At 34.5% G+C, this 12,875-nt stretch carries 8 protein-coding genes; 3 read left to right on the forward strand and 5 right to left on the reverse strand.

Annotated features, from left to right (window positions below):
* Positions 1-30 precede the first annotated feature (30 nt).
* On the reverse strand, positions 31-2,673 hold the full coding sequence (gene gyrA / locus NQQ59_RS04715; RefSeq protein ID WP_144214371.1) for a DNA gyrase subunit A: 2,643 nt from the start codon (positions 2,671-2,673) through the stop codon (positions 31-33).
* 257 nt (positions 2,674-2,930) lie between these two features.
* Here gyrA and NQQ59_RS04720 point away from each other — a divergent pair, with 257 nt between their 5' ends.
* The 3 genes from NQQ59_RS04720 (at position 2,931) to NQQ59_RS04730 (ending at position 7,604) form a co-directional block, all read left to right on the forward strand.
* A complete protein-coding gene (locus tag NQQ59_RS04720) occupies positions 2,931-5,477 on the forward strand; it encodes an ATP-dependent Clp protease ATP-binding subunit (protein WP_144214373.1) in 2,547 nt (848 codons plus the stop codon).
* A 140-nt stretch (positions 5,478-5,617) separates the two neighbouring features.
* Positions 5,618-6,985: a 30S ribosomal protein S6--L-glutamate ligase gene (rimK, locus tag NQQ59_RS04725; protein ID WP_144214375.1), complete on the forward strand. Its 1,368-nt coding sequence runs from the start codon at positions 5,618-5,620 to the stop codon at positions 6,983-6,985.
* A gap of 100 nt (positions 6,986-7,085) precedes the next feature.
* Positions 7,086-7,604 (forward strand): DUF421 domain-containing protein, encoded by a 519-nt coding sequence (locus tag NQQ59_RS04730; protein ID WP_144214377.1) that lies wholly within the window; start codon positions 7,086-7,088, stop codon positions 7,602-7,604.
* 5 nt (positions 7,605-7,609) lie between these two features.
* Here NQQ59_RS04730 and NQQ59_RS04735 read toward each other — a convergent pair whose 3' ends face one another.
* From NQQ59_RS04735 to hutH, 4 genes are all read right to left on the reverse strand, one after another.
* Positions 7,610-9,013: an SMI1/KNR4 family protein gene (locus tag NQQ59_RS04735; protein WP_186296563.1), complete on the reverse strand. Its 1,404-nt coding sequence runs from the start codon at positions 9,011-9,013 to the stop codon at positions 7,610-7,612.
* 165 nt (positions 9,014-9,178) lie between these two features.
* Complete coding sequence (locus NQQ59_RS04740) at positions 9,179-10,510, reverse strand: inorganic phosphate transporter (RefSeq protein WP_144214379.1); 1,332 nt, start codon at positions 10,508-10,510, stop codon at positions 9,179-9,181.
* 30 nt (positions 10,511-10,540) lie between these two features.
* Positions 10,541-11,185: a DUF47 domain-containing protein gene (locus tag NQQ59_RS04745; RefSeq protein WP_144214381.1), complete on the reverse strand. Its 645-nt coding sequence runs from the start codon at positions 11,183-11,185 to the stop codon at positions 10,541-10,543.
* A gap of 49 nt (positions 11,186-11,234) precedes the next feature.
* Complete coding sequence (gene hutH, locus NQQ59_RS04750; RefSeq protein WP_144214383.1) at positions 11,235-12,749, reverse strand: histidine ammonia-lyase; 1,515 nt, start codon at positions 12,747-12,749, stop codon at positions 11,235-11,237.
* Positions 12,750-12,875 lie beyond the last annotated feature (126 nt).

Below are 12,875 nucleotides of genomic sequence, written 5' to 3' on the forward strand. Positions count from 1 at the left end.
TGTATTTAAATTTCTTTTTATTCTGTTTAATTATTCTTCAGATTCTTCCTCTTCAGCGTCATCTTCATCATCAACTACTTCATCATCAGAGTCGTCATCGTCATCTTCTGCAGTTCCATCGTCTTCAAGAACTTCCATATCTGGCTTAACTCTTTCAATTGCAGATTCGATTACATTTCCGTCTTCATCAACAACCACTTCTTCAGCATCGTCTTTCATTACTTTAGCAACAGCAGCGATAGAATCTTTTCCTTTCAAATTAATCAATCTAACACCTTGAGTTGCACGTCCCATAACACGTAAATCCTCGATAGCCATTCTGATTGTCAATCCTGATTTATTGATAATCATCAAATCATCAGAATCAGTTACTGCATTGATAGAGATCAACTTACCAGTTTTCTCAGTGATATTAAGCGTTTTAACCCCTTTACCACCACGGTTTGTAATTCTGTAAACATCTTCTCCATCATCGTCTACTAACTTCGTACGTTTTCCGTATCCGTTTTCAGTTACAACTAAAATTTGAGACTCTGCAATGTCGTTTTTATCCACTGTAACCATTCCGATTACTTCGTCAGTTTCATCTTTTAAGGTAATTCCACGAACTCCAGAAGCGGTTCTTCCCATCGGACGTGTTTTAGTTTCCTCAAAACGAACTAATTTACCAGATTTAACCGCTAAGATAATTTGGCTTTCTCCGTTTGTTAACTGAGCACCAATCAACTCATCACCTTCTTTAATTGTAATAGCAGCAACACCATTAGCTCTTGGTTTAGAATATTTCTCTAAAGAAGTTTTCTTCACCTGTCCTTGTTTCGTTACCATTACAAGATTATGTGTATTGATATAATCTTTGTCTTTTAAATCTTGTGTACAAATGAAAGCTTTTACTTTATCATCACTTTCAATGTTTACAAGGTTTTGGATTGCTCTACCTTTTGCTGTTTTACTTCCTTCTGGAATTTCATAAACACGCATCCAGAAACATTTTCCTTTTTGCGTAAAGAACATCATGTATTGGTGGTTGGTTGCAACGAACATATGCTCAAGGAAATCCTGATCTCTTGTTCCGGCACTTTTTTGACCAACCCCTCCTCTATTCTGAGTTTTGTATTCTGTCAAGTTTGTACGTTTGATGTAACCTGCGTGAGAAATTGTAATTACTACATTTTCATCAGCAATTAAATCTTCAATACTTACATCACCTCCAGAATATTCGATTTGAGAACGTCTTTCGTCACCGTATTTATCACGAATCTCTGTAAGTTCTTCTTTAATCAAATCGATTCTTAAATTAATATCAGCAAGTAAAGCTTTTAAGTGCTCAATTAACTTCATTAATTCATCATATTCTGCTCTTAACTTATCTTGTTCCAGACCTGTCAACTGACGTAGACGCATCTCAACAATCGCACGAGCCTGAATATCTGATAATTTAAATCTTTCGATTAATTTTTCTCTTGCTTCATCTGTATTTTTAGACCCTCTAATTAACGCAATTACTTCGTCAATATTATCAGAAGCAATAATTAATCCTTCTAAAATATGTGCTCTTTCTTCTGCTTTACGTAATTCAAATTGAGTTCTTCTTACTACCACATCGTGACGGTGCTCAATAAAGTAATGAATCATATCTTTAAGATTCAGCAATTGAGGACGTCCTTTTACCAATGCAATATTATTTACACTAAAAGAAGATTGTAATTGAGTGTATTTGTATAAAGTATTTAAAACTACGTTTGGCGTAGCATCACGTTTCAGGATATAAACGATACGCATACCGCTTCTATCCGACTCGTCACGAATATTCGCAATACCTTCGATTTTTTTCTCGTTAACCAAATCAGCCGTACGTTTGATCATTTCGGCTTTGTTAACCTGATATGGAATTTCAGTAACGATGATGCATTCTCTTCCGTCAACTTCTTCAAAACCAACTTTCGCACGCATTACAATACGCCCTCTACCCGTTTTGAAAGCTTCACGAACACCTTCGTATCCATAAATGATACCTCCTGTTGGAAAATCAGGAGCTTTAATATGAGTCATTAACTCATCTACTTCAATATCGTTATTATCAAGATACGCCAAAGTACCATTGATAACTTCAGTTAAATTATGTGGCGGCATATTGGTCGCCATACCAACTGCAATACCTGTTGCTCCGTTTACTAATAAAGTAGGAACTCTTGTAGGCATTACTTTTGGCTCATAGATTGTATCGTCAAAGTTCAATTGAAAGTCAACTGTTTCTTTTTCGATATCTGCCATAATTTCCTCAGAAATTTTACGCATTCTGGCCTCAGTATAACGCATTGCTGCAGGACTATCCCCATCGACAGAACCAAAGTTACCCTGACCATCAACTAATAAATATCGCATACTCCACTCTTGAGCCATACGTACCATTGCATCATAAACAGAAGTATCTCCGTGCGGGTGGTACTTACCCAGAACCTCTCCCACGATTCTTGCAGATTTTTTATGGGCAGATCTTGAAGTTACACCTAAATCATACATTCCGTAAAGAACTCTTCGGTGCACTGGTTTCAAACCATCTCTAACATCAGGAAGTGCTCTCGATACAATTACTGACATCGAATAATCGATGTAAGCTGACTTCATTTCATCCTCTATGTTAATAGGAATTAACTTTTCTCCTTCAGACATAAGTTGTTATATTAAATAATTATAATAGTTTCAAAGCGTGCCAAGATACGTTTTTTTAAATTTTTTTCAGCTATTTCCTTACACTTATTTAAATGATTTATTAACAACTTTATTTTGGCTTTTAGTTAATAAATTAAGCGTTTTTTAACGCTTTAATTGTCTTTTTTTTCGTCTATTAGCTGACAGGCATTCCCGAAGGGTACGGTTTTTGTTTTTAAAACAGTAATTCACTAAATTTACAATACCAATTATATATTATGGATGATAATTTTTCACCAAGAGTAAAAGATGTTATTACATACAGCAAAGAAGAGGCACTACGTTTGGGCCACGACTTTATTGGTACAGAACATCTAATGCTGGGCATTTTAAGAGATGGTAACGGAAAAGCTATTCATATACTTAATAACCTAGCAGTCGATTTAGATCATTTACGCAGAAAAGTAGAAGTACTTAGCCCTGCTAACCTGAGCGTTGAAGTAAATGCAGAAAAGAAAAACCTTCACCTTACCCGACAGGCCGAAAGAGCCCTGAAGACCACTTTTCTTGAAGCAAAAGTATTTCAAAGTTCATCTATAAGCACGGCACACCTGCTGTTATGTATCTTGCGCAACGAAAACGATCCAACAACCAAGCTATTGAATAAACTAAAAATAGATTATGACGTAGCTAAAGAACAGTATTTAAATATGACTCCGAACGAAGAAGAATTCTTAGAAAACTTGCCAAGAAACGAATCGTATAATGACGATTCAGGACAAGATGACAGTCTAAAAGAAAGTAGTTTCAATAATCCCGCCAATAAGTCAAACAAAAAATCTAAGACTCCAGTTTTAGATAATTTTGGGAGAGATTTAACAGAAATGGCCGAAGAGGGAAAATTAGATCCAGTTGTGGGACGCGAAAAAGAAATCGAACGTGTTTCACAAATTCTAAGCCGTAGAAAAAAGAACAATCCACTTCTTATTGGAGAACCTGGGGTTGGTAAATCTGCTATTGCAGAAGGACTGGCTTTACGTATCATTCAAAAGAAAGTATCTCGTATTCTTTTCAACAAACGTGTTGTAACTCTTGATTTAGCAAGTTTAGTTGCTGGAACAAAATACAGAGGACAATTTGAAGAAAGAATGAAAGCCGTAATGAACGAGCTTGAGAAAAACGACGATATCATTCTTTTTATTGATGAAATCCATACTATTGTAGGTGCTGGTGGAGCAACAGGATCTCTTGATGCTTCAAACATGTTCAAACCTGCATTAGCAAGAGGAGAAATTCAATGTATTGGTGCTACTACTCTTGATGAGTACAGACAATATATTGAAAAAGACGGTGCTTTAGAAAGACGTTTCCAAAAAGTAATTGTAGAACCAACTTCTGTTGAAGAAACAATTGCTATTTTGAACAACGTAAAAGATAAATACGAAGATCACCACAATGTAACCTATACGCCAGAAGCTATTGAAGCTTGTGTTAAATTGACAGATCGTTACATGTCTGAGCGTTTCTTACCAGACAAAGCTATTGATGCTCTTGACGAAGCTGGGTCTCGTGTACACATTACTAATATTGATGTTCCGAAACAAATTTTAGATTTAGAGCGTCAACTAGAAGAAGTGCGTGAGCTTAAAAATATGGTTGTTAAAAAACAAAAATATGAAGAAGCAGCCAAACTTCGCGATGATGAAAAACGTATCGAAAAAGATTTAGCTCTTGCACAAGAACAATGGGAAGAAGATTCTAAAAACAACAGAATTGAAGTTACAGAAGATAATGTAGCCGATGTTGTTTCTATGATGACTGGAATTCCTGTTAACAGAATTGCACAGACAGAAAGCAACAAATTGGCTCAGTTACCTGAATTAATTCAGAACAAAGTAATTGGTCAAAATGAAGCTGTTTTGAAAATCGCTCGTTCTATTCAACGTAACAGAGCTGGACTTAAAGATCCTAACAAACCAATTGGTTCGTTCATTTTCTTAGGTCAAACTGGAGTTGGTAAAACGCAATTGGCTAAAGTATTGGCTAAAGAATTATTCGATTCAGAAGATGCCTTAGTTCGTATCGATATGAGTGAATACATGGAGAAATTTGCGATTTCTCGTTTAGTTGGAGCGCCTCCAGGATACGTCGGGTACGAAGAAGGTGGTCAATTGACTGAGAAAGTTCGTAGAAAACCATATTGTGTTGTTCTTTTAGATGAGATCGAAAAAGCGCATCCAGATGTATTCAATATGATGCTTCAAGTTTTAGATGACGGATATTTGACAGATAGTTTAGGTCGCAAAATTGACTTTAAAAACACTATCATTATCATGACTTCTAACGTTGGTGCACGTCAGTTGAAAGATTTTGGTCAAGGTGTTGGATTCGGAACTGCAGCAAGAACTGCTCAGGCTGATGAAAACTCAAAAAGCATTATCGAAAATGCATTAAAGAAAACTTTTGCTCCTGAATTCTTAAACAGAATTGATGACGTAATTGTATTCAACGCATTAGAAAAAGCTGATATCGATTTGATTATCGAAATCGAATTGAAAAAGCTATATTCTCGTATTGCTGAATTAGGATACAAATTAAGCTTGACTGATAAAGCAAAAGCATTTATTGCTGAAAAAGGTTTCGACAAACAATTTGGAGCGCGTCCTTTAAAAAGAGCAATTCAGAAATATGTTGAAGATTTGTTAGCAGAAGAAATCATTACTTCGAAAATACATTCTGGTGATGAAATCATGATGGATTTAAAAGATGATTCACAAGAATTATCCGTAGAAATCCACAAAGCTGAAGAGCCGACAAATCAGTAAATTAGTCAAAATTTATAACACTAATAACTTACCCGTTACGTTTTCATAACATAACGGGTATTTTTTTTAAAGAAATCACTATCTTTAGTAAAAGCAAATAGCTATTTTTGAATTTCAATTCTATAACAAAAAAACAACTTATGCTTCAAAACAAAGTCATTTTAGGCAGCGAAGAATGGTGCTCATTTCCAGAACTAGGAATCCCGACAATCAAGGCTCGTGTTGATTCTGGCGCCAAAACTTCGGCAATGCACGCTTTAAACATAGCTCCTTTTATAAAAAATGATGCCAATTGGGTTAAATTCGACATTAATCCGATTCAGAATAACATTAAAACCATTATTCATTGTGAAGCACCTTTGGTTGACAAACGAATTGTAAAAAGTTCTAGCGGTTTTAGAGAACATCGTTATGTTATTCAAACCAGTTTAAAAATTGGTGACGCTAAATGGCCAATCGAAATGACTTTGACGAATCGTGATTCTATGGGATTTAGAATGCTTTTAGGACGCGAAGCCATGAGCGGAAGGGTTTTGGTTGACCCAGAACAAAAATATCTTTTAGGACAGCCTACACCAGAATCCTTAAAAGAATTATATCAAAACTCAGAAAAAGCAAGTTCAGGTTTAAGAATTGGACTTTTAGCCAGCAATCCTGAATTATACAGCAACAAAAGAATTATGGAAGCCGGCGAAATGCGCGGTCACGAAATGCATTTTCTAAACATCAAGGAATGCTACATGAAACTGGATGCTAAAACTCCTGAGATTCATTACAGAGGCGGAAAAATTTTAAATCAATTTGACGCTATTATTCCGAGAATCCGTCCAAGTATTACTTTTTACGGTTGTGCTTTGACGCGTCAGTTTGAAGCTTTAAAGGTTTTCTGTTTAAATTCAGCTACAGCCATAACGCAATCAAGAGATAAATTATATTCTTTACAATTATTATTAAACAGCGGAATAGACATTCCAACAACTGGATTTGCCAATTCTCCGCTCGACACAGACAACTTAATCAAAATGGTCGGTGGTTCACCTCTAATTGTAAAATTATTGGAAGGAACACAAGGAAAAGGAGTTGTTTTAGCCGAAACCAAAAAAGCAGCAGAAAGTGTAATCAATGCTTTCAAAAGCTTAAATGCCAATATTTTGGTTCAGGAATTCATTAAAGAAGCCAACGGAAAAGATATTCGTTGTTTTGTAATCGACGGAAAAGTGGTTGCCGCAATTCAACGTGAGGCGATGCCAGGCGAATTTAGAGCCAACATTCACCTTGGCGGAACAGCTTCTGTTATCAAAGTAACTCCTGAAGAAAAAAAGATTGCCATAAAAGCCGCAAAAGCAATGGACTTAAAAGTGGCTGGAGTTGACATTATTCGTTCTTCTAAAGGACCTTTATTACTTGAAGTAAATTCTTCTCCAGGCCTTGAAGGAATCGAAGGAGCCACTAATAAAGACGTTGCCGGAGAAATGATCAAAGCGATTGAAAAGAATTTCAAACTATAATTAAGTTCATTTAAACTTAATTCCACATAAATATTTTAGCAGCTTTGCCGAAGTTTAAAACTTTGGCAAAGCTTTTTTATTTAACTTTAAAATAAAAAATATGACTTTCCCATATCTAGATATTATTTTACGAAGCGTTTCTGTCTATTTCTTCATGACAATTGCCTTGCGAATCTTTGGAAAAAAAGAACTTTCGCAATTAAATACTGCCGATGTAATTCTGATTTTACTGATTAGCAACTCTGTTCAAAACGCAATGGTCGGACCAGACACCAGCTTAACCGGAGGACTAATTGCGGCTTTGGTTTTATTCGTAATCAATTATGTCATCAAAAAACTAACACACAAATACAAAATTGTTGGCGATTTACTATTAGACAAACCACAAATCCTAATTCACGACGGAAAATTGGATTTTAAAGCCTTAAGCAAACTTGATATTTCTGATGAAGAATTAAAAGAAGCCATGAGAGAACATGGAATTGAGTTTTTCAAAAACGTAAAATTAGCTATGCTTGAAATTGACGGAACCATCAGCATCATTTCTGAAGATCAGAAGAAACTAAAACAAACACATTACAAACGCAGACACAATCGCAAGAATTTGCAGAAGTTTTAGAAGGATCATTTCCAAAACAAATACCATTTCTTCTTGTTTTTATTTTGCCAAACTTCAATATCCAAATTCAGTATCGTTTCATTTGATAGATTATAGTCATTTAATCTATGATTTAAATTGACCAAAATATAATCCTGCTCCACTGGAAATCTTTCTGCAATATTTTTATAATATTTCAAAAGCTTTTCATCTCTTACTCCATTTAAAGCCTGTAAAGTGGTATGAACAACTCTATTTGCTTTGTCGTTCAATCCGAGGATAAAAGCTTCCAGATATTCTTTTTTATTTTCTAATTGTCCAAGAGAATAATAAGCGGTCACCCTTATCTCTTGATTCAAATGAGACGTAAATGGAATAATGATTGAACTATAATCAAATTTCATTTCCTTCAATAAATAAGTGCAAAAACGAAAAGTTTCATCATCATTTATTTTTGAAACATTTTCTTTAATTACCTCTAACCAATCAGTGCTTTTATCTTTTGCATACCAAAACACAAATTGAAAAACCGCAAGTAAATTTTCTTTAGAATAAGCTACTAAAGAATCATACGCAAGATTATAATCGAACTTTGTCAGAATCTGAAGCAACGTTTCTTTTTCTTTTCCAGTGGTTAAATAAAACTGTTTCAACAAAACATCCAAAGCCTCCGAATCAATATTATCTTTCTTAAGCAAACTTCGCAAACATTCATATTTAGTTTCCATTTTATCTGCAGAAAAATAAACTTCCAAAATATATTTTACAGAACCACTTAATGTAAATGCATACAGTGAAGGATCATTTTTCATTGTTTTTTCTGGTATACTTCCGTCAAGCCATCTTTCATACCAATTTAAAAAATTCGATTCGAAGGCGAAATATGGCTTTTGTCTGTCTATATCAATATTAACAACTCTTCCTTTAAAATGACCATTTAAAACAAGTCCACTATAATAAGAACAGCCTTGAGAACTGATCGGTAAAATTCCTGAGAAAATCTTCCCTAATTCTTTATCAAAATCTGCATCAGAAATATCCTCATTTTCATCAATCTTCCTCGTTAACTCTGCCCAAAACTCATCAGTCATATTTGGATAAATTACACAATCTTGCCTTAAACAATTTTCAGGATTCGTATAAACAAACTCTTCGAGATTCTCTCCAAAAGGAAATATCCCATAATTAGGTCCAGCAGCAGCATTTTGATACGAAATCCCACCGTTTCCAATGTGCAATAAAAAAGCTTTATAAGAGTCAGGCAAGGATAATTTATAATTATTTTCAAACTGAAAAATATCTTCTTCATTTACCGTCTCCCCTAAAATATATTTATGACTATCTGCACCAAATACTTTAAACTCTCCATCAGTATCTTTTGCTATAATCAGCTTCTTTTTTATCCTTTCTATTTGATCAGCTTCTTTCATCTCCTTTTTAATCCTTCTTTTTTCTCCTGTAAATATAAAGGATATATTAAATTCTCTCAATACCCCCAAAACAAAAAAGCCAATTTCAGATTTGAAATCGGCTTTTAATATTTTTGAAAGAAATATGATTTTTTTTTACTATCCTATTTCACAATAGTCAAATTCTTAAATAAACACGCTTAGAATAAAATAAACCAAACCTGCCAATAAAGCTGAAATTGGAATAGTTAGAATCCAAGCCCAGATTAAACTTACCGTAACTCCCCAACGAACTGCAGAAACACGTTTTGTTAATCCAACACCAATAATAGATCCTGTAATGGTATGCGTTGTACTTACTGGAATTTTTAAGTGCTCTGTAAAGTAAAGTGTCAAAGCACCCGCAGTTTCAGCTGCTACACCTTCAAATGAGCTTACTTTTGTGATTTTAGAACCCATTGTTTTTACAATTTTCCATCCACCACTTAAAGTTCCAGCAGCAATTGCAGAGTAACACGCTAACGGAATCCAGCTTGGCATTACACCTTTAATACCTAAATCATCGTTTGGCAATACTACATCTAACCAAGCGTCCATATGAACACCAGGATTCGTATTGATATAAACCGCAACAGCTGCAGCAATAATACCCATTACTTTTTGTGAATCGTTACCTCCGTGACCTAAACTAAAAGCTGCAGAAGATAATAATTGCATTTTCTTAAGAGCAGCATCAGCTTGATGTAAGTTTAAGCTACTAAAGATCAAACAGAAAGCACTTACGGTTAAAACAATAAAGGCTACTAAAAACCATTTAATATTATGAGAATCAAAAGCTACACTCCAGAAATGAGAGTCAAACCTAGGTTTTTCAATTTCAGAATAAGGTTTCATTAAACACCATACAAACACAATAGTTGCAATCATTAAAGCTACCGTAAAGATTTTTGGACCAATACTTTTACGCGAAGCATTTAATAACCAAATAGAAATTAAATATGATGCGATTGCCCCTATTAATGGCGCTAAAACAATAAAAGCAATAATAATGATAACCCCCGAAGGCATTCCGCCATCTTTACCTGCTTTATACCAACTTACAATTTCATACCAATAGTGAGTTGCTCCATCTGCCCCAACATAACCAGAGAAACCATGTACAGCAATGGCATGTGCAACGGCCGCTCCTGCAAAACCTCCAATTAATGTATGAGAAGAACTTGACGGAATTCCTAACCACCAAGTCAATAAATTCCAGCAAATTGCCGCAATTACTCCAGCTAAGATAACAACAAGGTTAATTTCCATTGTGTGCGCTGTTTTGGCAACAGTATCCGCAACACCAAATCCGAAAACCCAATAAGCCAGAAAGTTAAAAAATGCTGCCCAGACAACCGCCTGAAAAGGTGTTAGAACCTTTGTAGCAACAACAGTCGCTATAGCATTTGCCGCATCATGAAAACCATTGATGTAATCAAAAATTAAGGCTAATACTATAATTAATATAAGTAGCGTCATAAAATTATAACTTCAGAATGAAAAATTGAATTAAGAATGTTTTACAGAAATAGATTCTAGTATGTTCGCAACACTCTTACATTTGTCTGTTGCTGATTCTAAAACAGATAATACTTCTTTATATTTAATAATATTTTTAGCATCTGTTTCGTTTTCAAAAATTTCAAAAACTGCTTTGTTATATACGTTATCAGACTTGTTTTCTAGTTTATTAATTCTAGAAGCAGCATCCTTAATCAATTTGAAATTCTGTAAGTTTCTTAATTCTTTTACAGCACTATCGATGTTTTGACAAGCCTCAAGATTGATTTCTGTCATTTTTCTGATAGATTTTGTAATTTTATCAACCTGATACAATCTCATACGGCTTGATGCACCATGAAGGTAATCGGCAACGTTGTCAATTGAAGTGATTAAAGCGTGAATGTCTTCTCTATCGAATGGAGTAATGAAGTTTCTACTCAACTCCAAGTTTGTCTGACGAGTAATGTCCTCTCCTTTTTGTTCTAATTCGTCAATTTTTTGAAAAAGAATTTCTCTTTCTTTTAATGGTAAATTTACAGCTTCGTGTAAGTTAGAAGCTAATTCAATTAAATTGCTTGAAGCCTCTTCAAAAAGTGGAAAGAATTTTTTGTCTTTCGGCACTAAAAATTGGAAAATACTGTTTATTGACATTTGTTTATTTTTGATAGCGCAAAATTACCCTCATTAACACGTTTCAGTGTTAAGCCATTGTTAACAAATCGTTTTCAATTTGAAAACTCGCAAGGAATAACACCGTGTTTTCTATGTCATTATGTAGGATTCTATCTTCTTTGACCAAAGGCACAACTTCTCTATAGCTATTGATAAACATTTCGATAAAATCACTTGATTTTAGAGGCTCTCTGTAAGCAATCGCTTGAGACGCATTTAACAGTTCAATCGCTAAAATTCGCTCTAAATTATCTAAAATTCGTAAGGCTTTTGTAGCTCCGTTTGCTCCCATGCTTACGTGATCTTCTTGACCGTTACTAGACACAATACTATCAATACTTGCAGGTGTTGCCAATTGCTTATTTTGACTTGCAATACTCGCTGCAGTATATTGCGGAATCATAAATCCTGAATTCAATCCTGGATTATCAACCAAAAACGCCGGAAGATTTCGTAATCCTGAAATCAACTGATACGTTCTTCTTTCAGAAATACTTCCTAATTCTGCCAAAGCAATTGCCATAAAATCCAAAGCTAAAGCTAAAGGCTGCCCGTGGAAATTTCCACCAGAAATAATCTGATCTGCTTCTATAAAAATATTCGGATTATCGGTTACTGAATTGATTTCTGTTTTAAATACTTTTCGAACATAATCAATGGCATCCTTCGAAGCGCCGTGAACTTGTGGCATACAACGGAAAGAATAAGGATCTTGTACATGTTTCTTTTCCTGAGCTATAATTTCGCTTCCTTCCAAAAATTCTGTAATTCGCTGCGCCGTTACGATTTGCCCTTTGTGTGGACGTATATAATGTATCAATTCATTAAAAGGTTCGATTCTTCCATCAAAACCTTCCAAAGAAATTGTTCCGATTAAATCTGCCAGATACGAATATTTATAAGCTTTAATTAAAATATGTGCACCATAAGCACCCATAAATTGTGTTCCGTTCAATAAAGCTAAACCTTCTTTTGATTGCAAAACAATTGGTTCCCAATCAAAATGTTTTAGAACCTCTGCAGCATCTGTTTTCTTTCCTTCAAAAAGCACTTTCCCCTCACCTATTAACGGTAAAGACATATGAGCCAAAGGCGCCAAATCTCCAGAAGCGCCAAGAGAACCTTGTGTATAAATTATTGGTAAAACATCATTATTATAAAAATCTACTAAACGTTCTAAAGTTTTTAATTGAACTCCAGAATGACCATAACTTAAGGATTGAATTTTAAGCAACAACATCATTTTCACAATCTCAACAGGAACTTCTTCACCAGTTCCACAAGCGTGAGATTTTACTAAATTCTCCTGAAGTTTAGATAAGTTTCCATTTGAGATTTTCACACTGTACAAAGACCCGAAACCTGTATTGATTCCGTAAATTGGTGCTGTATGTGATGCCATTTTTTTATCTAAATAATCACGGCATTTTTGAACATTTACTTTCGCTTCTTCAGACAGTTCAAGCATTTTATTCTGAGATAAAATCTCATGTAATGTTTCTAAATTTATAGTTTCAGTACTTATATAATGGACTTCTCTCATGATGTTTTTCAATTTAAGACGTCAAAATTCAACAAATCAATATTAAAAAGCAACATTTTATCACAATAATTAAAATTTCAAAAAAAGCCCTTTTTCACGTTTTATTTATTCTTAACATAAAACCAG

It is taken from the genome of Flavobacterium panacis (assembly GCF_024649945.1).
Classification (GTDB): domain Bacteria; phylum Bacteroidota; class Bacteroidia; order Flavobacteriales; family Flavobacteriaceae; genus Flavobacterium; species Flavobacterium panacis.

Bases quoted from the DNA above. Each gene is read 5' to 3' on its own strand.
- gyrA (WP_144214371.1), bottom strand. From the start codon at position 2,673: ATGTCTGAAGGAGAAAAGTTAATTCCTATTAACATAGAGGATGAAATG.
- NQQ59_RS04745 (WP_144214381.1), bottom strand. From the start codon at position 11,185: ATGTCAATAAACAGTATTTTCCAATTTTTAGTGCCGAAAGACAAAAAA.
- rimK (WP_144214375.1), top strand. From the start codon at position 5,618: ATGCTTCAAAACAAAGTCATTTTAGGCAGCGAAGAATGGTGCTCATTT.
- NQQ59_RS04740 (WP_144214379.1), bottom strand. From the start codon at position 10,510: ATGACGCTACTTATATTAATTATAGTATTAGCCTTAATTTTTGATTAC.
- NQQ59_RS04720 (WP_144214373.1), top strand. From the start codon at position 2,931: ATGGATGATAATTTTTCACCAAGAGTAAAAGATGTTATTACATACAGC.
- NQQ59_RS04730 (WP_144214377.1), top strand. From the start codon at position 7,086: ATGACTTTCCCATATCTAGATATTATTTTACGAAGCGTTTCTGTCTAT.
- NQQ59_RS04735 (WP_186296563.1), bottom strand. From the start codon at position 9,013: ATGAAAGAAGCTGATCAAATAGAAAGGATAAAAAAGAAGCTGATTATA.
- hutH (WP_144214383.1), bottom strand. From the start codon at position 12,749: ATGAGAGAAGTCCATTATATAAGTACTGAAACTATAAATTTAGAAACA.